At 71.3% G+C, this 24,741-nt stretch carries 18 protein-coding genes; 6 read left to right on the top strand and 12 right to left on the bottom strand.

Going from position 1 to position 24,741, the window contains the following annotated elements:
- Window positions 1-13 precede the first annotated feature (13 nt).
- On the top strand, window positions 14-1,387 hold the full coding sequence (locus ACIBG8_RS53750) for a glycoside hydrolase family 16 protein (RefSeq protein WP_397351200.1): 1,374 nt from the start codon (window positions 14-16) through the stop codon (window positions 1,385-1,387).
- On the opposite strand, the gene ACIBG8_RS53745 is transcribed toward ACIBG8_RS53750, so the two are convergent.
- From ACIBG8_RS53745 to ACIBG8_RS53725, 5 genes are read right to left on the bottom strand one after another with little or no spacing between them, the layout of a single operon-like run.
- Entirely contained in the window at window positions 1,380-1,910 is a 531-nt protein-coding gene (locus ACIBG8_RS53745; RefSeq protein WP_397351199.1) for a GNAT family N-acetyltransferase, read from the bottom strand. The genes ACIBG8_RS53750 and ACIBG8_RS53745 overlap by 8 nt on opposite strands.
- Complete coding sequence (locus ACIBG8_RS53740; protein WP_397351198.1) at window positions 1,907-2,146, bottom strand: hypothetical protein; 240 nt, start codon at window positions 2,144-2,146, stop codon at window positions 1,907-1,909. The genes ACIBG8_RS53745 and ACIBG8_RS53740 overlap by 4 nt, the downstream gene beginning before the upstream one ends.
- 40 nt (window positions 2,147-2,186) lie before the next feature.
- Window positions 2,187-3,230, bottom strand: a complete 1,044-nt coding sequence (locus ACIBG8_RS53735; RefSeq protein ID WP_397351197.1) for a hypothetical protein — start codon at window positions 3,228-3,230, stop codon at window positions 2,187-2,189.
- Between the two features lie 43 nt (window positions 3,231-3,273).
- Complete coding sequence (locus ACIBG8_RS53730) at window positions 3,274-3,810, bottom strand: hypothetical protein (RefSeq protein ID WP_397351196.1); 537 nt, start codon at window positions 3,808-3,810, stop codon at window positions 3,274-3,276.
- Entirely contained in the window at window positions 3,803-6,694 is a 2,892-nt protein-coding gene (locus ACIBG8_RS53725) for a bifunctional [glutamine synthetase] adenylyltransferase/[glutamine synthetase]-adenylyl-L-tyrosine phosphorylase (protein WP_397351195.1), read from the bottom strand. The genes ACIBG8_RS53730 and ACIBG8_RS53725 overlap by 8 nt, the downstream gene beginning before the upstream one ends.
- 81 nt (window positions 6,695-6,775) lie before the next feature.
- Here ACIBG8_RS53725 and ACIBG8_RS53720 point away from each other — a divergent pair, with 81 nt between their 5' ends.
- Entirely contained in the window at window positions 6,776-7,240 is a 465-nt protein-coding gene (locus ACIBG8_RS53720) for an HXXEE domain-containing protein (RefSeq protein WP_397351194.1), read from the top strand.
- Here ACIBG8_RS53720 and ACIBG8_RS53715 read toward each other — a convergent pair.
- Window positions 7,224-7,886, bottom strand: coding sequence for a type 1 glutamine amidotransferase (locus ACIBG8_RS53715; protein ID WP_397351193.1), 663 nt, complete (start codon window positions 7,884-7,886; stop codon window positions 7,224-7,226). The two genes, ACIBG8_RS53720 and ACIBG8_RS53715, sit on opposite strands and share 17 nt — an antisense overlap.
- A gap of 51 nt (window positions 7,887-7,937) precedes the next feature.
- Here ACIBG8_RS53715 and ACIBG8_RS53710 point away from each other — a divergent pair, with 51 nt between their 5' ends.
- Entirely contained in the window at window positions 7,938-11,267 is a 3,330-nt protein-coding gene (locus tag ACIBG8_RS53710; protein ID WP_397351192.1) for a protein kinase, read from the top strand.
- A gap of 9 nt (window positions 11,268-11,276) precedes the next feature.
- A complete protein-coding gene (locus ACIBG8_RS53705; protein WP_397351191.1) occupies window positions 11,277-12,113 on the top strand; it encodes an alpha/beta hydrolase in 837 nt (278 codons plus the stop codon).
- A gap of 92 nt (window positions 12,114-12,205) precedes the next feature.
- Here the strand turns inward: ACIBG8_RS53705 and ACIBG8_RS53700 are convergent, their stop codons facing one another.
- The gene (locus tag ACIBG8_RS53700; RefSeq protein ID WP_397351189.1) at window positions 12,206-12,919 is read right to left on the bottom strand and encodes a hypothetical protein; all 714 of its coding nucleotides are present in this window, start codon (window positions 12,917-12,919) and stop codon (window positions 12,206-12,208) included.
- A 228-nt stretch (window positions 12,920-13,147) separates the two neighbouring features.
- Here ACIBG8_RS53700 and ACIBG8_RS53695 point away from each other — a divergent pair, with 228 nt between their 5' ends.
- A complete protein-coding gene (locus tag ACIBG8_RS53695; protein WP_397351188.1) occupies window positions 13,148-14,395 on the top strand; it encodes a serine hydrolase domain-containing protein in 1,248 nt (415 codons plus the stop codon).
- A 98-nt stretch (window positions 14,396-14,493) separates the two neighbouring features.
- Window positions 14,494-15,294 carry a helix-turn-helix transcriptional regulator gene (locus ACIBG8_RS53690; RefSeq protein ID WP_397351187.1) on the top strand — a complete coding sequence of 267 codons (801 nt, stop codon included), beginning with the start codon at window positions 14,494-14,496 and terminating at the stop codon, window positions 15,292-15,294.
- On the opposite strand, the gene ACIBG8_RS53685 is transcribed toward ACIBG8_RS53690, so the two are convergent.
- The 5 genes from ACIBG8_RS53685 to ACIBG8_RS53665 all read right to left on the bottom strand — a co-directional run bounded on the left by ACIBG8_RS53685 (window position 15,291) and on the right by ACIBG8_RS53665 (window position 24,673).
- Window positions 15,291-16,820, bottom strand: a complete 1,530-nt coding sequence (locus ACIBG8_RS53685) for a long-chain fatty acid--CoA ligase (RefSeq protein ID WP_397351186.1) — start codon at window positions 16,818-16,820, stop codon at window positions 15,291-15,293. The genes ACIBG8_RS53690 and ACIBG8_RS53685 overlap by 4 nt on opposite strands.
- Window positions 16,821-16,901: 81 nt before the next feature.
- The gene (locus tag ACIBG8_RS53680) at window positions 16,902-19,673 is read right to left on the bottom strand and encodes an RICIN domain-containing protein (RefSeq protein WP_397351185.1); all 2,772 of its coding nucleotides are present in this window, start codon (window positions 19,671-19,673) and stop codon (window positions 16,902-16,904) included.
- Window positions 19,674-19,724: 51 nt separating this feature from the next.
- A complete protein-coding gene (locus ACIBG8_RS53675; RefSeq protein WP_397351184.1) occupies window positions 19,725-20,837 on the bottom strand; it encodes an ROK family protein in 1,113 nt (370 codons plus the stop codon).
- 117 nt (window positions 20,838-20,954) lie between these two features.
- Complete coding sequence (locus ACIBG8_RS53670) at window positions 20,955-23,381, bottom strand: collagenase (protein ID WP_397351183.1); 2,427 nt, start codon at window positions 23,379-23,381, stop codon at window positions 20,955-20,957.
- Window positions 23,382-23,524: 143 nt separating this feature from the next.
- Window positions 23,525-24,673 (bottom strand): FAD-dependent monooxygenase, encoded by a 1,149-nt coding sequence (locus ACIBG8_RS53665; RefSeq protein ID WP_397351182.1) that lies wholly within the window; start codon window positions 24,671-24,673, stop codon window positions 23,525-23,527.
- Between the last annotated feature and the right edge of the window lie 68 nt (window positions 24,674-24,741).

The following is a 24,741-nucleotide window of genomic DNA, read 5'->3' as shown; positions in this document are numbered from 1 at the left end:
CGAAGGAGCCGCGATGACCCGCACCGGATGGGCGGCGGTCGCCGCCGTCCTGGCCGCAGGACTGCTCGTCACCACCGCCTTACGCGCCACAGCCGCCGTGCCGCCCCCACCGACCGGCTGGTCCCTGGTCTGGTCGGACGACTTCAACGGTTCGGCGGGAACCCTGCCGGACGGCAACAACTGGATCATCGACACCGGCCACGCCTACCCCGGCGGACCGGGCAACTGGGGCACGGGCGAGATCCAGAACTACACCGCCAGCCCGTCCAACCTCAGCCTCGACGGCGCGGGCAACCTGCGCATCACCCCGCTCGGCAGCGGCCAGAACTGGACCTCGGCCCGCATCGAGACCAGGCGCGCCGACTTCAAGCCCGCCGACGGCCGCATCCTGCGCATCGAGGGCAGGATCCAGATGCCGAACGTCACCGGGCAGTCCGCGCTGGGCTACTGGCCGGCGTTCTGGGCGCTCGGCCAGCCGTACAGGGGCAACTACTGGAACTGGCCGGGCATCGGCGAGTTCGACATCATGGAGAACGTCAACGGGCTCAACTCGGTGTGGGGCGTCCTGCACTGCGGCGTCAACCCGGGCGGCCCGTGCAACGAGACCTCCGGGATCGCCGCCAGCAGGGCCTGCCCAGGCGCGTCCTGCCAGTCGGCCTTCCACACCTACCGCTTCGAGTGGGACAGGAGCGTCGCGCCCAACCAGTTCCGCTGGTACGTCGACGGCCAGCAGTTCCACAGCGTCAGCCAGTCCCAGGTGGACGCGGCGACCTGGACGAACATGACCAGCCACGCCGGATACTTCCTCCTGCTGAACGTGGCCATGGGCGGGGCGTTCCCCGACGCGCTCGCCGGTCCGACGCCCACGGCGGCCACAGTGTCCGGCAGGCCGATGGTGGTCGACTACGTGGCTGTCTGGCAGAGCGGCACGACGGGACCGACCCCGACGATCACGCCGACCACACCCGGCGGCGTGGACGCGCGCTCCACCATCCAGGCCGAGGCCTACCAGGCCCAGTCGGGCACGATCGTCGAGCCGACCACGGACACCGGCGGCGGCCAGAACGTGGGCGCCATCGCCAACGGCGACTGGCTGCGCTTCGACGGCGTCAACTTCGGCGCCGAGGCGGCCAGGCAGTTCAAGGCGCGCGTCGCCTCAGGGGCGGCCGGCGGCGTGAGCGGGCTGGTGCAGGTGCGGCTCGACAGCCCGACCGCCGCCCCGATCGGCGACTTCGCCGTCGCCAACACCGGCGGCTGGCAGAGCTGGCGTACGGTCCCCGCCAACATCGCCGCCGTGACCGGCACCCACACCGTCTACCTGACCTTCAGCAGCGGCCAGCCGGCCGACTTCGTCAACGTCAACTGGTTCACCTTCTCCTCTACCTGACCACCCGGTAGAGCACGTGCGGATGGAGCGGATGGCCGGGCTCGACAGCCGGATGCCCGAAGTCGTCGTCCGGGTCGCGGGTCATGCCGATCCGCTCCATCACCGCGCGCGAGCGCACGTTGATCGCCGCCGTCATCGACACGATCTCCGCCAGCCCCGCCTGGGCGAAGCCGTAGTCCAGTGCCCGGCGCGCGGCCTCTGAGGCGTAGCCGTGCCCCCAGGCCGACCGGGCCAGCCGCCAGCCGACCTCGACGGCCGGGGTGAAGTGCGCCTCGAACGTCTGCAGCGCCAGCCCGGTGAAGCCGATGAACTCCCCGGTCTCACGCACCTCCAGCGCCCACAGCCCGTAGCCGAGCTCGTCCATCCGCGCCATGATCCGCCCGGCGAACGCGTCGCTCTCCTCGCGGCTCAGCGGCGCGCGGAAAAACTCCATCACCTCCGGGTCGGCGTTGAGGGCGGCGAACGGCTCCAGGTCCTCCTCGCGCCAGGAGCGCATCACGAGCCGGCCGGTCTCCAGGATCATGGGCATCCCTTTCGCTTCTCGATCACCCCGAGCGTGACCGTGCCGCCGGTGTAGGGGTCGCCGTCTGCGGGCGACTGGGTGCAGACCACCCAGTCGCGCCGGGTCACCACGAACCCGCCGTCGAGCGGGACCGCCGCCACCTGCTCGATACCCGCCTCGCGCAACCGGTCGGTCGCGGCGGGCAGGTCCAGCCCGGTCACCTGCGGCATCATCAACGCCAAAGCCAGAAAGAACATGGCACTCCCCCGGTCGGGCCCTGGGGGGAGCCTGACGATCCTACTGGCGGCCGCGGATGCCGGTGATCCGGCGGAACAGGTCCCACCAGAACGGCGCGCCGAACAGCAGCGCCACGAACGTCAGCAGGTAGCCCGGCCAGTGGCTCAGCGTGGTGACGCGCTGCCACCACATGCCGCCGTTCCAGCTCACGCTCGGGTCGCCGTCCTCGGGGATGCGCAGGCTGATGATCGCGTGGTCGAACACCTTGACCATCGCGGGCGAGCTGAGCGTGTCGGTGACGCACTTGTAGGGGTCGACGCCGGGCGTGCAGGTCTCCTTGAGCGACTCGGTGCCCTCGGCGCTGCCCGCGATCGCGGAGACGGCGGCCCGGTAGGCGTTGTCGCGCAGCAGCGTCTTGGTGAACTCGATGCCGTCCATGCTGAACAGCAGCGTGATCACCAGGCCGAGCACCGCGACGACCCACTTGACGTAGCGCTTGTAGAGCATGGACAGCCGCTGCATCTCGGTGTCGAACCAGCTCTCGACGCCCTGGCGGAAACGTTCCATGTCGCGCTGCGCGGACTCCCACACGCCCTTGAGGTGACCGTACAGCGGGCTGTTGAGGTCCTTGAGCTTGACCAGGAGGCCTTCGACGCCGTCCTTCTCCCCCGCGGCCATCTCCATCAGGGCTCCGGCGAAGCGGCCTGGCGGGATGTTGGAGATGCTGGTCTTGCCGGTCTTGCCGTGGTCGATCTCGCGCACCCGCTCGTAGAAGAGCTTGGTCATCGCGTCGTCGGCGGCGGTCGTCCCGGCGGGCATCGGCTTGGCCTCGGCGGGGCTGGGGCGTTCGTCGAACTTGGGGCGCGGGTCGCGCAGGAACGGCAGCACGGTGAAGACGCCGCGCACCGTGGCGGGCAGCCACGACCTGGCGCCCTCCTGCGCGCCGTCCATGGTGTCGCGCAGGTAGGCCCACAGGAACTTGCTGCGGACCGACAGCAGCCGGACCGCGGCCTCGTTGACCCCGCTGACCAGCAGCGAGAGCAGGAGGAAGAGCATGACGAGCCCGATGGCCATGTCCACGTAAAGAGACAGCAAAGCGATCACCCCGCGCCTTGATACACCCCGGGGACAGGCCGCCGCAAGGAAATCAACGCACCCGCTGCAGGAGACCGTAGACGAAGAGGGCGCGGTACGGCCGGCCGTCGTGGGTGAAGTCGACCACCCAGTGCTGCGGAGCGCCCCCTTCGCCCTGGATCGCGCCAGGGAAGCTGGCGGCCACGTCGGCGATCACGCACGTCCACGGCACCAGCTCGTCCAGCCCGAGCCTGAGCTCCCCCGAGGGCCGGACGAACCACAGGTTCCACACCTCGCCGTCCGGACCGACCAGCGCCTCCAGCTCCAACCCCGGCCAGTACGGCAGAGCCCACCGGGCGACCTCGCAGGTCAGCGCCCCGATGGTTCTGGAGCCCGAGTGGCGTTGCGGCCCGAGCGCCATGCGCAGCACCGCCAGCCCCTTGGGCGCGCGGCTGGAGTGCGCCATCGCCGTCCACTGGGTGTGCGCCGCCCGCAGCTCCGCCCGCGTCGCCCCGATCTGCGACAGCGCGTCCTCGACCCGCTCCGGGTTGAGGTCGCGCATGCGGTGCATGAGCGCCAGCGACAGCTCCCTGACCCCGAACCTAGGCATAGAACACCCGCTCCACCACCTGGCGGGCGCGCCGGGTGACCCGCCGGTAGTCGTCGAGGAAGTCCTCCGACCCGTCCGGCGGGTAGCCGAGGGTCCTGGCGATGAGCCTGCGTTCCCTGGCGTCGCTGGGCACCATGTCGCCCGCGCGGCCCTTGACGAGCATGATGGCGTCCCTGATCCGCGAGGCGAACCGCCACGCCTCGGACAGCACGGCCGCGTCGTCCTCGGCCAGCAGCCCCTCGGCGACCGCGGCGCGCAGCGTCTCCAGGGTCCTGGTGGTGCGCAGGGCGGGCACGTGCGCGGCGTTCTGCAGTTGCAGGAGCTGTGCCACCCACTCCACGTCGGACAGGCCGCCCCTGCCGAGCTTGGTGTGCAGGCCGGGGTCGGCGCCCCTGGGCAGCCGCTCCGCCTCCATCCGCGCCTTGAGCCGCCTGATGTCCCTGACCGCCTGCTCCGGCAGGCCTCCGTCGGGGTAGCGGATCTCGTCGATCATCGCGGCGAACGCGGCGCCGAGCCCGGGGTCGCCCGCGGCGAAGCGGGCGCGCAGCAGCGCCTGCGACTCCCAGGGCGAGGACCAGCGCGCGTAGTAGGCGCGGTAGGAGGCGAGCGTGCGCACGAGCGGGCCCTGCCGTCCCTCGGGGCGCAGGTCGGGGTCGATCAGCAGCGGCGGGTCCTGCGCGGGCAGCGCGAGCAGGCGGCGCAGCTCGTTGGCGACGGCGAAGGCGGCCTCGGTGTCGTCCCAGTCGTGCACGAACATGACGTCGGCGTCGCTGCCGTAGGAGCACTCCTCACCGCCGAGGCGGCCCATGGCGATGACCGCGAACCCGGCTGGCAGGGCGTGGCGGCGCTCCAGGGCGACCTTGCTGATGGCCGCGTCGAGCGCCGACTGGATGGTCACGTCGTTCAGCGCCGACAGCGCGACGCCGACCTGCTCGATGTCGATGACGCCCGCAAGGTCGGCGACAGCCGTACGGAACAGCTCCCTGCGCCGCAGCGCGCGCACCGCGGCGACAGCCCCCTCGGCGTCTGGCCCGTACCTGGCGACGGCGGCGGCCGCCTCCGCCGCGACCGGGCGCGGGGCGAGGGACTCGTCCGAGCCGAGCAGCTCGACCGCTTCCGGCGCGTTCAGCAGCAGGCCGGTGGCGTAGCGGCTGGTGCCGAGCAGGCGGGCCATCCGGTGCGCCACGGCCGTCTCGTCGCGCAGCAGCCTGAGGTACCAGGGCGTCGTGCCGAGCTTGTCGCTGACCTGGCGGAAGCCCAGCAGGCCCGCGTCCGGGTCCGGGGTGTCGGCGAACCAGCCGAGCATGACGGGCAGCAGCGTGCGCTGGATCGCCGCCCGGCGCGACACGCCCGTGGTGAGCGCGGCCAGGTGGCGCAGCGCGCCGTCCGGGTCCTCGAACCCCAGCGCGCGTAGCCGGGCGGCGGCCGCCGCCGTGGTCAGCCGGGCCTCGGTGTCGGGCAGCCTGGCGACCGCCTGCAGCAGCGGGCGGTAGAACAGCTTCTCGTGCAGGCGGCGCGCCTCGCGCGCGTGCCGTTTCCAGCGCGCGGTGAACTCGCCGACCGGGTCCCCCTGCATGCCCAGCGCCCGGCCGAGCCTGCGCAGGTCGTCCTCGCCCGTGGGCAGGACATGGGTACGGCGCAGCCGGTGCAACTGCAGCAGGTGCTCGACCTGGCGCAGGAACGTGTAGGCCTCGGCCAGCGCCTTGGCGTCCTCGCGCCCGACGTAGCCGCCGCGCGAGAGCGCGGCGAGGGCGGGAAGCGTGGCCTTGCGGCGCAGCAGCGGGTCGACCCGGCCGTGCACGAGCTGCAGGAGCTGGACGGCGAACTCGATGTCGCGCAGGCCGCCCGGGCCGAGCTTGAGCTGCCGCTCGCCTTCGGCGCGCACGTGCGCCTCGACGCGGCGGCGCATCGCCTGGACGTCCTCGACGAAGTTCTCGCGGGTGGCGGCCGACCAGACCAGCTCGTTGACGGCCGCGACGTAGGAAGAGCCGAGGTCCAGGTCGCCCGCGACCGGTCTGGCCTTGAGCAGGGCCTGGAACTCCCAGGTCTTGGCCCAGCGGCGGTAGTAGGCCAGGTGGCTGGCGAGCGTGCGCACCAGCGGGCCTGAGCGGCCCTCGGGGCGCAGCCCGGCGTCGACCTCCCAGAGCGCGCCCTCGGAGGTGGCGGCGGAGCAGGCGCGCATCATGGCCTGGGCCAGCCTTGTCGCGGTCTGGAGGGCCTTGGTCTCGTCTGCGCCGTCGCGGGGCTCGGCGACGAAGATCACGTCTACGTCGCTGATGTAGTTGAGCTCGCGGGCGCCGCACTTGCCCATGCCGATCACGGCCAGCCGCACGTCGTCGGCTGGGACCTCTGATCTGGCGATGGCCAGCCCGGCCTCCAGCGCCGCGCCCGCCAGGTCGGACAGCGCGGAGGTGACGTCGGCGAACGCCATCTCACCGGTGACGTCGAGCGCGGCCAGCCGGAGCAACCGCCCCCGGTAGGCCACACGCAACGCGACCAGCGCATCGGCGGCGGTGGCCCGGGGCTCGGGATTGCCCCGTTCGGCGCCGACGGCGCGGAGGAGTTCGGTTCTGGCGTCGTCCTTCGGGGCTGTCACATCGAGGAGGGCGACGTGGGCGGGGTGTCTGACCAGGTGTTCTCCCAGGGCGGCGCTCACGCCGAGCACGCCCAGGAGGCGGTCGCGCGACACGCCCTCCACCCCCAGCACCGAGGGGTCCCGTTCGGCCAGCCGTACCAGGGAGGTCAGGGCCAGGTCGGGGTCGGCGACCGCCACGAGCGCCCGGAGCAGCTCGTCGGGCACCGGTTCCGACTCGGCGAGCAGCCGCTCGGCGCGTGCTCCGTCGGCGAAGCCGAGCTTGGCCAGGCGGGCGGCGGTGGACTCCATGCGCGGCACCCCTCCATCTTGACAGGCCCCTGCGACAGGCATTGAATACAACGCAACGTTGCGTTGCATTAAGGAGAGATCATGGTGTCCAGGAAGGTCACGTGGGGGTTGCTGGCGGCGTGGATGGTGCACGACGCGGAGGAGCTGCTCACCATGGCGAAATGGACGCGGAAGAACCTGCCCGAGCGGTTCGCGCAGTCGCAGGCGCACGTGAACGTCAGCATCGGGCTGATGGGCGGCGTGATCGCCGCGGCGTCGGCCGCGGGGGCCGCGACCGAGGGGCGCAACGGGTTCTTCCGCGCCGCCCTGGCCGGGTTCGGCCTGCACGGGGTGATCCACCTCGCCCAGGCGGCGGCGATGCGCCGCTACACGCCCGGCGTGGTCACGGCGCCGCTCGTGGTGATCCCCTACTCGGTGTGGGCGTGGCGTCAGCTGGAGGAGAGCGACGCCAGGAAGTCATCGCTCTGGGGGCTGGCGATGCTCCCGGCCGCGCTGGCCGGGGTGCACGGGATCGCCCACCTGGTGACCTCTAGGCGGTCGTCCTGACGATCTCGCCGAACGCCTCGGCCATCGGCCGCCACGCGGCGACGAGCCGGGGCTCGGCCTCCTTGACCGCCTCGTCGTACCCCTGCAGGCCGGACGCGGTGGTCCAGGAGGTGAAGATGTCGGGGGTGGCCTCGGGGTGGAACTGCACGGCCCAGGCGCGCCCGCCGAGCCGGTAGGCCTGGTTGGGGTAGATCGCGCCGGTCATCAGCCGGACCGCGCCCTCGGGCAGCGTGGTCATCGCGTCCTGGTGGTACTGGATCGCGACAGCCGTTCCCACCTCGCCCAGCAGGGGGTCGGCGACGCCGAGCGACGTCACCTCGCACGCGCCCACCTCCAGGCCTTCGGCCCCGCGCTCGACCGTGCCGCCGCAGGCCAGCGTCATGAGCTGCGCCCCCAGGCAGATGCCCAGCGTGGGCGTGCCGTCCTCGACCGACGTACGCAGCAGCGCACGGGTCGCGGGCAGCCACGGATACCCCTCGTCGTCCCAGGCGGACGCCTCGCCGCCGAGCACGATCAGGCCGTCGGCTGCGCGTGACGGCACGGTCTCGCCCAGGTAGGGGCGGACGACGTCGCAGTCCACGCCGAGCCAGTCCGCGAGGTAGCCGAGACCCGCGTCGGCCTCGTGCTCAATTACGGTGATGCGCATATAGGGCAATTTACTGGCAACTTTGTCGGCAGTGAACGCATCGAACCTGTCGTGCTGATCGAAGGAGATCCCCAGCGGCTCGGCGGTTACTGGCTGGCCGGACGGCTCGGCGCGGGCGGGCAGGGCGTGGTCTACGAGGCCTACGCCGAGGACGGCCGCCGCGTCGCCATCAAGGTGCTGCACGGCGACCAGGTGGCCCAGCTCGGCAGGGAGGCGACCGCGGCCCAGCGGGTGGCGTCGTTCTGCACCGCCCCGGTGATCGCCGCCGAGCTCGGCGGGCCGCGCCCCTACATCGTCAGCGAGTACGTGGAGGGCCCCAGCCTCCGCAAGTGCGTCGAGGACGGCCGCCGGTTCCGCGGCGACGACCTGCACAGGCTCGCCACCGCCATCGCGACCGCGCTGACCGCGATCCACGACGCCGGGGTGATCCACCGCGACCTCAAGCCGGACAACGTGCTGCTCGGCCCGGACGGCCCCCGGGTGATCGACTTCGGCATCGCCAGGACCGCGGAGATGTCGCTCACCGCGACCGGCGTGGTGACGGGCACGCCGACCTACATGGCGCCCGAGGTCTTCACCGGCCAGCGCGCAGGACCCCCGGCCGACGTCTTCGCGTGGGCCTGCGTCATGATCTTCGCGGCCAGCGGCGCCGACCCGTTCCAGGCCGAGAGCCTGGGCGGCGTCATGCACCGCGTGCTGTCGTCCTCCCCCAACCTGGACCTGCTGCCCGGCACGCTGCGCCCCATGGTCGCCGCCGCGCTCGCCAAGGAGCCCGCGTTACGCCCGACCGCGCGCCAGTTGCTGCTCGCGCTGGTCAGCGGCGACGGCGGCCTGGACACCCCGCGCCTGCTCGCCGCCGGTGGCCTGCGCGCCGCCGGGATCGGCGCGCAGGCCGACGACCCCGCGCTCGGCACGCTGGCCGAGGACGCCTACACCTCGCTCGACCCGGCCGAGCGCGAGCTGGCGCCCGAGGTGTTCCTGCGGCTGGTCACCGTGGACGAGGCCGGTGAGCTGTCCGTACGGCCAGCCGAGCTGTCCGAGCTGGTCGAGGGCCGGTCGCTGCCCGAGGTGGCGGCGATCACCAGGATCCTCGACGTGTTCGGCTACCTGCTGTCCAGGACGGACGACGAGGTACGGCTCGCCAGACCGGCGCTGCCGCAGGCGTGGCCGCGGTTCCGCCGCTGGATCGACAGCAACAGGGACGGCCTGGCCGTCCACCGGGAGATCCTCACCGGGGCCAGGCGCTGGGCGTCGGCCGGGCGCAGGGACGGCGACCTGTTCCAGGGCAGCAGCCTGGAGAACGCGTTGCAGTGGGCGGCCACGGCGCGCAGGCACATCACGCTCTCCCCCGCGGAACGGGACTTCCTGTCCGCGGCTGCCGTCCTCACCAGGCGCAGGGCCAGGCGCACGCGGCTGGCGTCGCTCGGACTGGCAGGGCTGCTGGTGATCGCGCTGGTCGCGGGCGGGCTGGCCGTACAGCAGGGTCTGCTCGCCGACTCGCGCGCCGAGCAGATCGCGGGACAGCTCGCCACGTCGGAGGCGTCCAGGCTGGCCACGCTGGCCGAGGCGACCCGCAGGACCGACCCGAAGCTGGCGATGCTCTACAGCGCGGCCGCGTGGCGGCTGGCCCGCACCCCGCAGACCAGGGCGGCGCTGAACGGCTCGCTCGCGATGCGGGAGACGGCGGCGTTCGCCGACCCGGCGGCCGGGGCCGTCCGCGCGCTCTCCTCGGACGGGCACACCCTGGCCAGCGCGAGCGACGGCGCCGTACGGCTGTGGGACGTGCGTTCCGGCGCCAGGACCGCGACGATCGAGGGCGTCGAGGGCGCGCTCGCGCACGTCGCGCTGTCGGACACGACGCTGCTGGTCGTCACGGACGCGGCGGCGCGGGCCTGGCGGCTGCCCGGCGGCGAGCCGCTCGGCACGTGGCGGTTCGCCGAGAAGCTCGACCTGCTGAACGGCTGGGCCGAGGCCTCCTTCTACAGCACCGCCCCGGTGATCACTATCACCGGCGACGCCTACCGCTGGGACCCCGCCACCGGCGCGCGGAAACGGCTCGACGCCAAGACCAGCCTGGACGGCCAGTGGAAGACCGCCGAGAGAGGCGCGTCGATCCTGACGCTGACCAACCTCAGGACCGGCGCCTCGGACGAGATCGGCGACAAGGACGGCGCGGGCACCCAGGGCACCTGGAACAGGGGCGTCGTCACCGTCAGCGCCGACGGCACGCTGCTGGCCTCCGCGGACGACAGGACCATCCAGTTCTGGCGCATGGCGGACACCCAGCTGCTCACCAGCGTCCCGGTGCGCGGCGAGGGCGAGGAGTCCACCACGCCGCGCGGCGCGTTCGACGGGAAGGTGTTCCGCTACCTCGTCGCCGACCGGGTGTTCTCCGTCAACGTCTCCGACCTGGCAGTGAAGCCGGCGGACACGCTGGTCGGAGAGGCCACGCTCGCCCCCGGCGGGCAGCGGGTGGTCACCGACCAGGTGCTGCGCGACGCCGCGACCGGCAAGGTGCTCGGCAAGGTCCCGGCCGCCGACTCCGTCGCGTTCAGCGCCGACGGGAAGGTCATGGCGTTCGTGACCCAGGACAGGGTCACGGTCATGGAGGGTGGGCGCGCCACGGTGCTCGACGCGCGGTACGGCTCCGCCGGGCCGTTGCAGGCCACCTTCAGCCCGTCCGGGGACCGGCTGGCCATCGGGCTGGGCAGCCCGGACGACGGGGGCACGCACCTGAAGTTCGCCACGCAGGTCTGGGACTGGCGGGCCCGGCGCAAGCTGTGGAGCGCCGAGCTCGGCAGGGTCACCGGCGTGACCTTCTCCCCCGACGGCAAGCTGCTGGCGTCGGCAGGGGACCAGGAGCGGATCGTCGACGCCGCGACCGGCAAGGTGCGCGGAGAGCCGTTCGGGTCTCGGGGGCTGCGCGCCTTCTTCACCCGCGCGGGCGCCCTGGTGGTGCTCGACACGCAGGGCAGGCTCACCCGCTGGGACCTCGCGTCCCGGCGGCCGATGGGACCGGTGGCGCGCGCCCGTCCGGCCGACGTCGCCGTCGCCGCCTACTCCCCGGCCGAGGACCTGGTCGCCGTGGCCGAGCCAGGCGGGCGTGTACGGCTGCTCGACCCGATCTCCGGCGCGGGCCTCGGCACGCTCGCCGACAGCGGCGGCGGGCAGGACCCGGAGATCTGGCAGATCCGTTCCTTGGCGTTCACCGCGGACGGGTCGGCGGTCGTCACCGTGGACGGCAACGGGACGGTGCGCTCCCACCCGGTCGCGGGCGACGGGGTGGCCGCCAGGGTGTGCGCGCGGGCCGGGCGGACGCTGACGGCGCAGGAGTGGGCGCGGTTGGTGCCCGGCGTGCCGTACCGGGCGGTGTGCCCCTAGGCTTTCGTCATGTTTTACGAGGGTATGCACTACACCAGGTTCGGCGAGGGACCCAAGATCGTCATCGCGGTCCACGGGATCACCGCCTCGCTGATGGCGTGGCAGGCGGTGGCCGAGCGGCTGCCGTCCGACTGGTCGCTCGTGGCGATGGACCTGCGCGGGCGCGGCCACAGCGCCGACCTGCCCGGCCCGTACGGCCTGCCCAGGCACGCCGACGACGTGCTGCGGCTGGCGGAGCACGTCGGGGCGGGGCAGGACGCGGTGCTGACCGGGCACTCCATGGGCGCCTACGTGGCGGCGCTGGCCGCCGCCCAGCGGCCCTTCTCCCGGGTGGTGCTGGTGGACGGCGGGCTCCCGCTGCCCGCTTTCCCGCCGGGCACGGACGTGGACGCCGAGCTGGAGGCGACCCTGGGCCCGGCGATCGCGCGCCTCAGCCAGACGTTCGCCACGCCTGAGGACTACGTGGCCTTCTTCAAGGCGCATCCGGCCTTCGTGGACGCCTGGACACCGGAGGCGGAGGACTACGTCCTCTACGACCTGACCGGCCCCGCCGGGGCGCTCCGCTCGCGCGCGGTGGGCGAGGCGGTCATGGAGGACGGCCGCTGGATGCGCACCCACGGCGAGGAGATCGGCGCGGCGCTGCGGGCGATCACGTCACCGGTCTCCCTGCTGCGCGCGCCGCGCGGGCTGCTGAACCAGCCGATCGGGATGCTGCCCGACGAGCTGGCCGCCGAGTGGACGTCGGTGGTGGAGGACGAGCTGGTGCCCGACTGCAACCACTACACGATCCTCTTCGACCCCCGCTGCGCCGACGTGATCGTCAACCGGCTGACCGGGACGGCGTAACGGCGGGCCGTGCGCCCGCTCGTCGTCGCGTGTCCCTGGAGGGAGCCCAGCCCCGGTCGGCGGCTGGGCGTCCCCTGGCGTCAGCCGTACCTCTAGAGAGGCTTGATCCAGGTGGCCTTGGCGGAGGCGACCAGGGTGCCGTCGACCTCGTACAGGGCGCTGGAGCCGAACAGCTTGCGGCCCTCCGCGCCGGTCGCCCGGCCGACGACCGAGTACGTGCCGCCCGGGTAGACCTTGCGGTGGATCTGCAGGCTCAGGCGGCCCAGCAGCGCCGACTCGCCCGGCCCGAAGTGCGCCCACCCGGTGATGCAGTCGAGCACAGCGCCGACGATCGCGTTCGGCACGCCGTCGGCGTCCGCGACCGTGAACGGCACGCGCCAGCCCGCCGCCACCAGGTCGGTCCCCTCGACCGGCCCGGGGAAGACGCGCAGGCCGTCACCGGGCTCGCGCAGGCCGCACGCGAAGCACTCGGGGAAGGCGTGGCCGTGCCACCCGGCGAACCCGGCCTCGGCGCGGGCCGCGTCGTTGAACGGCACGAACGCCGGCGCCTCGAGGTCCTCGGCCACCGGGATCGCCTCGACCAGCAGCTTGTCGCCGTGCGACAGGGTGGCGGTGTTGGCGACGTGCTCCAGGCGGAGCTCGGTCTCCAGCGGGGTCGGCGCGTGCAGCGTGACCTCGACTGCCGTGTGGTTCCTGCTGAGTGCGTCCGCGACCGTGGCGGCGATCCAGCCGCCGTTCGCGATCCCCTGGGGGCCGCGGAAACGCTCGGGAACGGTCAGCACGGTCTGCAGGGCAGCCGTCGTCATGCCACACCCTCCAATATCGCCTCAAGCGGCGGTAAGTCCGGAAATATCATTTCAAACAGACCGATTTTACCGGACTCTCGGTTTAGCAAGCCAAGCAGGGGGTCGTGACGACCCCATTGCCTCCACGTAACGCCGCCATGGCCGCTGGTCTTCCATCTGACCGAAACCTGTCGTCCCCAGCCACTTTTCCCGTAAGCTGCCGACCTTTGATGATCTAAGGGGATATTTGTGACCACACGGCGAACCCTCCTCAAGACCGCCGCAGTCGCCGCACCGGCGCTCGCGCTCGGCGCCGCCCGCCCGGCGCAGGCCGCCGGCGTGCTCGTGACCGGCGTCATGCCGGCCCAGCTGGCCTCCTTCGACACCGCGATGAAGACCTTCGTCACCGAGCGGAGCATCAGCGCCGCCCAGCTCGCGGTGGCCAGGAACGGCAAGATCCTGGCGGCGCGCGGCTACGGCTCCTACTCGCGCAACGGCGGGAGCCGGGCCCAGGTGCAGCCGACCTCGTTGTTCAGGATCGCCAGCCTGAGCAAGAACATCACCGCGGCCGCCGTCATGCGCCTGGTGCAGGACGGCAAGCTGAGCCTGACCGCGCGGCTGCCCCAGTTGCTGGGCCTGTCGACCGCCGCCGACGCGCGGCTCGGCGAGGTGACCGTGCTCCGCCTGCTGCAACACCTCGGCGGGTGGGACAGGGACGTCTCCAAAGACCCGCTGTGGCTCGACCACACGATCGCGGCCACCTTGGACATCCCGCTGCCGATCGAGCACGCCGACATCGTCAAGTACCGCACCGAGCGGCCGCTCGACTTCGACCCGGGCAGCCGCTACGCCTACAGCAACTACGGCTACATGCTGCTCGGGCGGATCATCGAGAAGGTGTCCGGGCAGAGCTACGAGTCCTACGTGCGGACGAAGCTGCTGACGCCCGCCGGGATCAGCCGGATGCGGCTCGGGCGCAGCCTCAGCAACGAGCGGCCGATCACCGAGGTGGACTACGCGTCGAAGTACACCAACAAGACCGTCATGGACACCTCGGGGACGGTCGTGCCGTACCAGTGGGGCGGGTTCAACATGCCCAACCAGGACGCCAACGGCGGGTGGCTCGCCTCGGCCGTTGACCTGGTCAAGTGGGGTTTCGTCTTCAACGGCCCTGGAGCGGTGCTGAACGCGGCGTCGCTGTCGGCGATCTTCGCCAAGCCGGAGACGGGGATGCAGACGGGCAGCTGGTGGTACGGCGGCGGCTGGCAGGTGCGCACCTCGGGCAGCGGCATCAACACCTGGCACAACGGGTCCATGCCTGGCACGTTCTCGTTCATGGCGCGGCTGTCCAGCGGGATCTCCTACGTGGCGATCTTCAACCGGCGCGAGGAGGAGGGCTCTCCCGACTTCGACGGGATCGACCCGATCCTGGGCAAGGCTGCGGGCGCCGTCACCACCTGGCCGACGACGGACCTCACGCCGCGCTACTTCGCCTGAGATCACCTCACAAAAAGAGACCTCTCTCGCATCCTCCTTAGCTCTGTGAGGAGGGTCTCCCCGCTCGGGGTCCTGGGCGCTCCCGAGGGTGCGGGCTGGTGGATGATGGGGTGATGGCGCACCCCTGGCGCGGATGGTGCTTACTCCGTCCCGGCTTCATGCTGTACGGCGGGGCGGTCGGCGAGAACGGGCTGCACGCGCACCACGCGGTCCAGCTGATCGTCTCCGCCACCCCCTTCACCATGGCCGACGCCCAGGGCGAGCGGGTGACCACCCGGATCGCCGTCGTCCCCCCGGACACCCGCCACACGATCCTCACCGGAGCGCCGGAGGCCCTGCTCGTCCACCTGGATCCGCGCAGCGCCCCGGGGCGCTCCCTGCTCGCGCGCTCCGGCGCGGGCTCCAGGGCGCCGGACTGGGCGCCGTCGAAGGTGCCGGGCGATCCCGCCGGACCCCGGCCGCCCATGTTCGCCGCTCCCCCGCCCGGCCATGCGCGCTCGGCCGAGGCGTCGGCGGCGCTGCGGGTGGTGGAGGGGTGGACCGGCCACAGCGCCGCCGACGGCGTACCGCTCCACCCGGCAGTGGAAGCGGCGATCTGCGTGATCCCCACGCTGCTGCGGCACGGTCCCGTACGCATGCGTACGGTGGCGGAGGCCGTCCACCTGTCGCCGAGCCGGCTGGCGCACCTGTTCGGCGCGCACGTGGGGATCCCGCTACGTCCTTACGTGCGGTGGCTGAGGCTGCAGCGCGCCATCGGCCTGGTGGCGAGCGGGGAGACGCTGACGGTGGCCGCGCACGGCGCGGGGTTCACCGACAGCCCGCACTTCACGCGGGTGTTCCGCGCCACCTTCGGCAACCTGCCCTCCGAGCTCGCCGCCGCGATCGACTGGGTGCCCTAACGCAGCTCCCGCTTGAGGATCTTGCCGGTGGCCGTCATCGGGAGCGAGCCGCGGAACTCGATGGTCCGCGGGTACTTGTAGGCGGCCATGTTCTCCTTCGCCCAATCGACCAGCTCACCCTCGGTCGCCTTCGCGCCGGGCGCCAGGATGACGTACGCCTTGATCTCCTCGCCGTGCGAGTCGTGCGGCACGCCGACGACCGCCACGAGCGAGACCGCCGGGTGCGTCATCAGCACCTCCTCGATCTCGCGCGGGTAGACGTTGAACCCGCCCCGGATGATCATGTCCTTGGTCCGGTCGACGATGGAGTAGTAGCCGTCCTCGTCGCGGGTGGCGACGTCGCCGGTGCGGAACCAGCCGTCCCGCATGACCTCGGCGGTCTCCTCCGGCCGCCCGTAGTAGCCCTTCATGATGTTGTGCCCGCGGATGGCGACCTCGCCGAGGTCCTCCACGGTGTTCCAGTCGTCGTCCACCAGCCGCATCTGCACGCCCCAGACGGGGAAGCCGACGGTCCCGGGCTTGGTGGGGCGCTTGAGCTGGTTGAAGCTGGCGACCGGCGAGGTCTCGGACAGGCCGTACCCCTCCAGGATCGGTACGCCGAAGGTGGCCTCGAAGTCCTTGAGCACCTCGACCGGGCAGGCGGCGCCGCCCGACACCGCCAGCCGCAGCGTCGAGGGCGCCTCGGCCTCATCGGCGTGGATCTTCGACAGCAGCGCCCAGAACATCGTCGGCACCCCGGCGAACATGGTCACCTTCTCCCTGCGCATGAGCTCCAGCGCCTCGCCTGGCTCGAAGCGCGGCTGGAGCACCAGGGTGGCGCCGCGGCGCATGCTCACGCACATGCCGGGGATCTGGCCGAAGGAGTGGAAGAGCGGCAGCACGATGAGCGAGACGTCGCCGTCCGGGGCGGTGGGGAACATCTCGTCGCTGACCATGGTGTTGATCAGGATGTTCTGGTGGGTCAGCTCGGCGCCCTTGGGCTGTCCCGTGGTGCCCGAGGTGTAGAGGATGGCCGCGGTGTCGTCCGGCGCGGTCTGGACCGTCTCGAACTCGCCCGGCATGCCGTCCAGCGCCGCCCAGAACGACTCGCCGTGCTCCGACTCGGTCGCCAGCGGCGTGGCGGGCAGGGCGAAGAAGTGCTCGCAGCTCTCGACGGTGTTGAAGGCCTGCCTGCCACGCGCGCCCATGGGGAGTTCCGCCGCGCCCTCGAAGCAGAAGAACGCCCTGGCGTCGCTGTCGGTCAGGTGGTAGGTGATCTCGCGCGGCTGCAGCAGCACGTTGAGCGGGACCACGGTCGCTCCGGCCTTGAGGATGCCGAAGTAGACGAAGGGGAAGTAGGGCACGTTCGGGCAGAGCAGCGCGACCTTGTCGCCCTTGCCGATCCCGCGCGCCACCAGGAGGTTGGCCACCTGGTTGGCGACGGTGTCCACCAAGGAGTACGGCAGGCGCAGGTCACCGAAGACCAGGGCGGTGCGGTCTGGAGCATTGCGGGCGCTGTCTTCCAGAATGATGGACAGGTTGAGCATCGCGGCCCTTTCCTCGGAATGTGGGACCAGGATGCTCGCCCGTCCTGCGCTCGACTTGTACGAACGTGCCGACTTCCGCCGTCAGAAGGAGTAGACCTCGAACGACCACAGGGAGTAGCCGTAGGCGGTGCCGCGGGCCGTGCCGTACAGGCGGATGTAGCGGCCGGTCCCGTTGAGGCCGGTCAGGTCCTCGGTGCCTCCCGCGCCGCTGGTGGTGGTGTGGACGGTGGTCCAGGTGCTGCCGTCGTCGGAGACCTGGATCTGGTACGCCTTGCCGTACGCGGCCTCCCAGACCAGCTTCACCTGCTTGATCGAACGACTGGAGCCCAGGTCGACGCGCAACCACTGCGGGTCGGCGTAGGCGCTGGCCCATCGGGTGGAGGGGTTGCCGTCGGTCGCCAGGGTGGCGCCGAGGCTGGTCACCTCGGTGGAGGAGGCGGTGGTGGGACGGCCGCGGGCGAGGTCGGTGCCGGTGACCGTCCACTGGAAGGTGACCGATCCTGACGCGCCCGTCGTGTCGCCGACGGTGACGGTCACGCTCCTGACGCCGACCGCGATCGGGGTGCCGGTGATCTGACCGGTGGTGGCGTTGATGGACAGGCCCGGCGGCAGGCCGGTGGCGGTGTAGGTCAGGGCGGCCCCGGCGGAGCTGGTGGCCGCGATCGTCACGGGGGTGATGGCGGTGCCTGCGGGCACGGTCCTGTCGCCGGGGTCGGTGACCGTGACGGTGCCGCCGGTGCCGCCGCCGTCGGGGGTGAGCGTCAGGAGCTGCGCGGCAGCTGGGCGGGTGTCGCCGGAGGTGCCGCTGTTGTCCCAGTTACGCTGGGGCGCGGTCGCCACGCTGCCGGTCAGGCTGAGCGCCAGGCCGCTGTAGCGGTTGACCAGGCGGAAGGTGCCGGTGCCCGTGGAGGGGCCGCTGGTGGGCGGCGCGTTGGTGGCTTCCTGGATGGCCCATTGCCGGCCGACGGCTGAGCCTGGGGAGGCGAGGGTGACAGAGGTGCCCCAGGCCCGGCCCGCGTCGCCGCTGCCGACGCTCAGCGCCTGGCCGGAGGTCGGGCTGGTGATGGTGTAGAAGCCGTCGCCGGTGGCGGCGAACTTCCACGGGGTGCCGCCGGTGGAGGTGGTGAGGGCGGAGCCGCTCTGCGCGAGGTAGCTGCCGTTGGCGGCGGCGATCTTGTAGGTGCGGTTCGCCGTGACCGGCGGCGCGGGCAGGTCGGCCGAGGACCTCGGGGCGATGGTGATCTCCGCGCCGGAGGCCGGGCAGTCGACCAGGCAGTAGGAGCGGAAGGTCTTGCCGACGATCGTGGTGCTGGTCTTGTTGCCCGGGTCGAGCATCCAGCGGTACCAGGCGGCGTTGGGCACCTCGGGCACCCAGCCGATGTCCGACCACTTCTGCGTGGCGAGGTCGTCGGTGGCGTAGAACTTCAGCGGGGTGCGCGTGCCCGTGTTCTGCGCGATGTTGTTCTGCGGCGTGCCGATGTACTTGCCCAGGTAGGCGTTCCAGGCGACGTTCATCACCGTGAGCTGCGAGTGGTCGGGCATCGTGCCGTTGGCCACCTGGGTCTGTACGGTCCCCTGAGTGGTCGGCGCGTAGTCCTCGGCGGGAGCGATGTAACCGGTGCCGAAGCCCTCGGACGGGATGAGGTCGCTCTCGGCGCCGCCCGTGCCCGGCGTCGACCACGAGCCGTCGTGCCACTTCTTCCACGACGACGGCGCCATCTTCTGCGCGATCGGCGCCCGCGCCACGTGCTGGAGCCAGATGGCCCTGCCGGTCTTGTTCAGGGCGCGGCTGGCGTAGAAGACGTAGAAGTAGCCGGACGGGTAGTCGACGAAGAGGCGCGGGTCGCCGTCGCCGTAGTAGTAGGTGTCGTGCGGGAAGGCGGCGGTGTCGCCGCGCTTGGTGCTGAAGGGCGAGGTGATCACCTCGCCGGTGATGGCCCACGTCCTGCCCTTGTCCTTCGACACCGTGTAGTCGATGGAGTCGTAGTGCAGGCCGTCGCCGAAGGGCTGCGGGGTGAACTCGTTGTGCACCAGGCCGTACCACCAGCCGGTGTCCGGGTCCACCCAGACGCCGACCAGGTCGCAGTAGTTGCGCTGGCTGTAGCTGCTGCCCGTGGCGTAGGTGGACTTCAGTCCCGTCGGGCTGTTGTTGCAGCGGTCCGTGGTGTCGGCGTTGAGGTTGCTGATCGGGTCCTTGGTGACCGTGTCGAAGGTGGCGCCGGAGTAGAAGTCCCAGCGGCGCGGGGCGTTGGACTCGTAGAGGGCCAGGGCGTCCTGGCTGTAGAACTTGCCGTCGGCGTCGGTGTAGACCGACCTGGGGGTGTCGCTGCCGTTGGCGAAGGGCACGTCGGCGCCCTTGGTGAGCAGGTACTTCGCCGGAGGCGCCGTGGCGGCCTGCCACTTCTGTACGGCTTGCGCGGGATCGCAGGAGGCGAGCCCGACCCTGGCGTTGTTCGCCACCGAGCCCTGGACGGCCAGGCACTTGCCGGACTTGACGCTGTAGATGGTGCCGTCGGGCAGGTACTTGAACTTCTGCTGGGCCGCACCGGCGCAGTCGTACAGCTGGACGAGCGCGCCGGTGGCGTTCGAGCCGCCGGTGACGTCCAGGCACTTGGTCTGCGCGCCCACGGTGACGGTGAGGCGGCCGTCCGCCTGCCACGTCCAGGCCTGCGCGGCGCTGCCGTTGCAGGTGTAGAGCTGGACGACCGCGCCGTTGGCGGTGTTGAAGTCGGCGTCGTCGAGGCACTTGCCGCCGACGGTGACCGTACCGGCGGTCGCTGCCTCGGCAGCGGCGGGGAGGGCGGGAATGGCGGCCACGGCGACCAGGCCTGCCACGGCTAATCTTCGGAACACGGCTACTCCTGACATGGCTCACGCCTACGTTCGGCGCATTTGGGGGGTTTGTTAGAAGACGCCCAGTTCTGCGGCGAGGACCAGGCAGGCCGCTCCCCGCAGGTTGAGGTCGGTTTCGGCCAGGTGGCGGATGCGGAGCGAGGCGCTGAGTGGCGACAGGGTGCGGGCCTGGGCGGTCCGCATGGCGGCGGCGATGAGCTCCCCGTCGAGGAGGTCGGCCGGGCCGGTCAGGACGATCTCGTTCAGGTTGAGCGCGCTGACGATGGGGGCGATCACGATGCCGAGCGCCCTGCCCGCCTCGGCGAACACGGCCTCGTGGAGCTCCGCTGGCGCGGCGTCGAGCCTGGCGCGCAGGTGGGCGGCGTCGATGAAGGGGTCGAGGCAGCCCCGCCGCCCGCACACGCACGGCGCCCCGTTCTCGTCCACGGTGATGTGGCCGATCTCGCCCGCGGCGAACTGCTCGCCCTCGACCAGCCGCCCGCCGACGATCAGCCCGGCGCCCACGCCGTGCTCGGTGGTGATCACCATGAGGTTGTGCGCGTCCGTCATGCCGCCGTGCAGCACCGCGAGGGCGGCCAGCTTGACGTCGTTGCCCACGTGGGCGGGCAGGGCGAACCGTTCGGTGAGCCGGTCCGCCAGCGGCAGGTCGGTCCACCCGAGGTGGGCGGCGAGCCTGATCACGCCGGTGTCGTCGATGATGCCGGGCGAGGCCACCCCGATGCCCAGGACCGGACGTTCCGCGGCGTCGAGCAGGATCTGGGCGAGCTCCATCACGCGGTCGACCGCGTGTTCCCGGGAGATCGGCACCCGGGCCCGCCGGACGACCTCGCCGCGCAGGTTGGTCAGCGCGCCGTGGAAGTGGTCGGCGTGCGAGAGGTCGAGCACCGCCAGGTTGACCGCGTCGTCCTGGATCTCGACGAGCGCGGACGGCTTGCCCCTGCGCCGCCGCGCGTCGGGCTCCGGCTCCCTGTCCGCCACCAGGCCGTCCGCCTCCAGCCCGGCGACCAGAGCCGAGATCGTCGGCGCGGTGAGGTCGGTGATGCGGACCAGGTCGGCGCGGCTCCTGGCGCCCTCGTGGTAGAGGACGGACAGGAGGAGGGAGCGGTTGTGGATGCGGTTGTCCTGCGTCTGCGCCTTGGTCCTGGGACGTGTCGCTGGGTGCACGCCACCCTCCTGCCGCGTTTTTCTTAGGTGGCTTTACTTAATAGCCGACCCCTCTCCCCTGTCAAGACCTCCGCCCGCCCCCGCGGGCGCGGGGACGGGCGGAGGTGTGGGTGATCGTCAGTAGCTCGTGGTCACCGTGACGCCGGAGAAGGCGGCGGTGCCGTACAGGCTGATGTAGGTGTAGCCCGACGGGGGGTTGGTGATGGTCAGGGTGTGGGCGTTGCCCGCACCGGTGGCCCGCTGGGTGTACGAGCCGGTCGTGGCCCAGGAGGAGGCGTTGTAGTACAGGTCGGCGTCGCCGGTGCCGCCCGCGCTGGTGATGGTCAGCTTGGTGGTCCCGGCGGGCAGGTAGAGGTAGAAGTAGGCGTAGTTGCCCGCGGAGGAGCTCACGCCGCTGCGCTTGCAGTTCTTGCCCAGTTGCCTGGTGTCGGCGCCGGTGCACTCGGGGGTCGAGGTGACCGTGACGGACTTCGAGGCCGTCGCGGTGGCGCCCTTGTTGTCGGTGACGGTCAGCTTCACGGTGTACGTGCCCGCTGTGCCGTACGTCTTCGCCGGGTTGGCCGACGTCGAGGTGGTGCCGTCGCCGAAGTCCCACGCGCGGGCGGCGATCGTGCCGTCGGAGTCCGTCGAGGTGTCGGCGAACGTCGCGGTCAGGCCGTTCACGCTCGCGGTGAAGCTCGCGACCGGCGACTGGTTCCCGCCCCCGCCCGCCAGGCTGGTGAGCCAGGCGTCGAAGTCGGCGTTGTAGTTGAGGCCGGTGAGCAGCGTCCTGGCGGCGTTCCAGTTGCCCGAGCGGTAGTAGCCGAGCATGGTCGTCAGGTTGCTCTTGTGCTTCTCCATCATGTAGCGCACGGCCAGGTAGCCCCAGCGGTAGACGCGCTCGGTGTCGGAGTTGTCGTAGGTGGTGTCGAACAGGGTGGACAGGCCGTAGGTGTGCTTGGCGGCCGCGGCGAGCGCAGCGTCGTAGGTGACCCCGCGGTAGCCGTACGACACGTACTCGGCGAAGCCCTCGACCCACCACACGGTCGGCGTGCTCATCCCGGCGTTGAAGTCGCCGTACATGTCGAACCGGCCGTCGAGGTAGTGGGTGTACTCGTGGTTGAGGTTCCAGATCTGGAAGTCGGGGCGCAGCCACTCGGCCTCGTAGGCGATGAACCTGGGCTGGTTGCCGGCTGCGGCCGGGTCGCCTTCGAGGTACATGCCGCCGTTGTTGGTGTCGATCCCGAAGATCGCCCCGGCGTACGTCTGGTAGTCGGTGCTGGAGTCGAAGGCGACGACCTCGATGGTGGTGTTGTTGTCGTTGGCGACGGGCCCGCTGTCGTTGACGAGGCCGTGGAAGTAGGAGTCCTGGTTGGCCAGGCTGGTGCAGGTGGAGCTGAGCTGCGCCGACGTCATCTCCTGCGCCCTGATCCTGATCGAGGAGCTGCAGGTGTGGCTGATCGGCAGCACGGCCGCCTTGAGGCGGTTGGCCAGGTCGCAGATGTCGTAGTAGGAGCAGTTGGCGTGGTCGAAGTAGTCGGCCATCTCGGCGACGCCCACCCACAGGGCGGCCGTGGGCCCGCTGATGGCCGAGGACTGCAGCAGCGACCTGAGCATCGGCCTGACCTTGGCCTGCAGCGGCGCGTGCTGCACGAACCTGGCCAGCTCGCGTCCCGCGTTGGAGGTGAGGAAGCCGTTGTCGGTGCCGAGCAGCGCCATGTGCGCGTCGGCGAACGACTTGAGCGTGTCGAGCAGCGTCGTGTCGTTCTGGACGGCGGTGACGAACGCGGGCACCTGGTGGCCGCGGAACAGCACGGTGTAGACGCCGTTGACGGCGTTCACCATGTACCAGTAGGCGTCGTAGCTGCTGTTGTAGCCGTTGAGCAGGCGCTTGACGACGTAGATGTAGCGGGCGTTCTCCTGGGCGCTGTCGATCAGGGTGACCGCTTCGGACAGGACGGCGCCGTTGGCGTCGTTGACCGTGCTGGAACGGCTGTTGCCGTAGAAGGCGTCAAGGCCGCCGCGGATGGCGGTCTGCAGGGCCGTGCCGTACGTGCCGACGTCGGCCGGGTGATACCACTGCACGAAATATCCGGCCCGCAGGTAGAGGACCAGCTGCAGGGTCGAGGTGGTGTTGTCGCCCGGGTAGGAGGCGGAGTTGTCGCGCAACGCGTTGGCCACGGTGACCATCTGCGCCTCGCGGAAGGCCGCGTTGGCGTCGGTCCCGGTCAGGTTGAACAGGGTGTTGACGCAGCCGGTGTCGGCCGCCTTGATCGCGGCGACGAGCGCGGAGCCCGTCTTGGTGGTGAAGTCGGAGGTGTTGCACGCAGCCGCCGTCGCGAGGCTCTTGGCCTGCGCCTTGGGGGTGGTGTCGTAGGACTCGCGCAACTTGTCCTTGGAGGCGGACAGCGGCGGCCTGTCCTCGGCCTTGAGGGGGCTGGCCTGGGTGTGCGGCTCGTGCCCGGCGACGGCGGCCGACGGCGGGGGATCCGCCGCCGCAGCCTGAGCAGCCGCAGCCTGAGCCGGTACGGCGAAGCCGCCGAAGGCGAGTGCAGCAGCGGTCACGATGGTTAATGCGGATAAACGCATCGCCACTCCTGGGGGGTGTGTGGCACCGAATATGTGATATGTAAAATTGCACATGCCAAAGATTCCGGCAAGGTTCACTTCGGTGACACAAACTGACTATCTGTCACTCTCCCAGTTAACTAGTACTTCTTCAGCTCGATCGCGTTGGCAGCTCTGCTCGCCAGCTTGGCGATCAGGCCCTTGCCCGGCATCCAGGAGAGCATCCTGAAGGTCCGATCGCGCCCCCTGATCTGCCGTTCCGTGCCCGGCACCAGGAACCTGTCCGCCCCCTGAGCCTGCTTCTGGCACACCGCGACGTACGGCCGCAGTTCCCGCTCGTACCGCTCGAACGCCACCCGGTGGTCGCCGCCCGCCGCGGCCAGCTCCCCCGCCAGCACGTACGCGCCGACGACCGCCAGCCCCGACCCCATCCCGCCCGGCCCAGGACCGAAGGCGGCGTCGCCCAGCAGCACGACCCTGCCCTTCGCGTAGCGGTCCAGGCGGAGCTGCTCGGCGGCGGCGAAGTAGAAGTCGGGCGCCGCCCGCATCTCCCGCAGCAGCTCGGGCACCTGCCAGCCGACCCCGGCGAACCTCTCCGCCAGGAGGTCCTGCTGCCCCTTGGCGTCCCAGTAGTCGACGTCCAGGACCGGGGCGGCGAAGTGGAACGCTCCGATGGTCCTGCCCGCGTAGCCGTTCACCCCCGCGCTCGCGCCGGGCACGCTGAACATCTCGCCCCTCCCGCGCAACCCGGGGCGCTCGGCGACGGCGAAGGTGGCCGCGTAGAAACCCAGGTGGTGCGGTGCCCGCGGCGCGAACGCCAGGCGGCGCACCGCCGAGTGGGCACCGTCCGCGCCCACGACCAGGTCGAACCTGCGGTCGGCCGACCGCTCGAAGGACACCTCGACACCCCTGGCCGTCTCGGTGAGGGCGGTGATCGAGTCGTCGAAGACGTAGGTGGCGTCCGTCGTGGCCCGCAGGACGTCGGCCAGGTCGCCGCGGAAGATCTCGACCTCGCCGCTCATCAGGTCGGACGGCAGGCTCGCCAGCCGGGACCCGCCCGCGTCGACGATGTCGACGGCGCCCATGTGGGTCTGGCGGGCACGGATCTCCTCCAGCACGCCCATCCGCTCCAGCACGCCCATCTGCGCGCGGCCACGGAAGTCGACCGCCTGGCCGCCGGAGCGGGGGCCCGTGGCCCGTTCCACGACGGTCACGTCGTGACCGGCTCGGACCAGCCAGTGGGCGAGGGCGGGGCCGGCGATCCCCGCGCCCGAGATGAGGACGTCCATGGCGCTTCTCCGTTCGTACGCTGTATTTGAATACACCGTACGAACACTGTTTTTCCCTGTAAAGCCTA

Source organism: Nonomuraea sp. NPDC050556, from assembly GCF_044457355.1.
Taxonomy (GTDB): Bacteria; Actinomycetota; Actinomycetes; order Streptosporangiales; family Streptosporangiaceae; genus Nonomuraea.
This window is presented reverse-complemented; position numbering and strand designations above follow the sequence as displayed.

What these genes read in the sequence shown, in the direction of transcription:
- ACIBG8_RS53750 (WP_397351200.1), top strand. Translation starts at nt 14, where the DNA reads ATGACCCGCACCGGATGGGCGGCGGTCGCCGCCGTCCTGGCCGCAGGA.
- ACIBG8_RS53745 (WP_397351199.1), bottom strand. Translation starts at nt 1,910, where the DNA reads ATGATCCTGGAGACCGGCCGGCTCGTGATGCGCTCCTGGCGCGAGGAG.
- ACIBG8_RS53740 (WP_397351198.1), bottom strand. Translation starts at nt 2,146, where the DNA reads ATGTTCTTTCTGGCTTTGGCGTTGATGATGCCGCAGGTGACCGGGCTG.
- ACIBG8_RS53730 (WP_397351196.1), bottom strand. Translation starts at nt 3,810, where the DNA reads ATGCCTAGGTTCGGGGTCAGGGAGCTGTCGCTGGCGCTCATGCACCGC.
- ACIBG8_RS53725 (WP_397351195.1), bottom strand. Translation starts at nt 6,694, where the DNA reads ATGGAGTCCACCGCCGCCCGCCTGGCCAAGCTCGGCTTCGCCGACGGA.
- ACIBG8_RS53720 (WP_397351194.1), top strand. Translation starts at nt 6,776, where the DNA reads ATGGTGTCCAGGAAGGTCACGTGGGGGTTGCTGGCGGCGTGGATGGTG.
- ACIBG8_RS53715 (WP_397351193.1), bottom strand. Translation starts at nt 7,886, where the DNA reads ATGCGCATCACCGTAATTGAGCACGAGGCCGACGCGGGTCTCGGCTAC.
- ACIBG8_RS53705 (WP_397351191.1), top strand. Translation starts at nt 11,277, where the DNA reads ATGTTTTACGAGGGTATGCACTACACCAGGTTCGGCGAGGGACCCAAG.
- ACIBG8_RS53700 (WP_397351189.1), bottom strand. Translation starts at nt 12,919, where the DNA reads ATGACGACGGCTGCCCTGCAGACCGTGCTGACCGTTCCCGAGCGTTTC.
- ACIBG8_RS53685 (WP_397351186.1), bottom strand. Translation starts at nt 16,820, where the DNA reads ATGCTCAACCTGTCCATCATTCTGGAAGACAGCGCCCGCAATGCTCCA.
- ACIBG8_RS53665 (WP_397351182.1), bottom strand. Translation starts at nt 24,673, where the DNA reads ATGGACGTCCTCATCTCGGGCGCGGGGATCGCCGGCCCCGCCCTCGCC.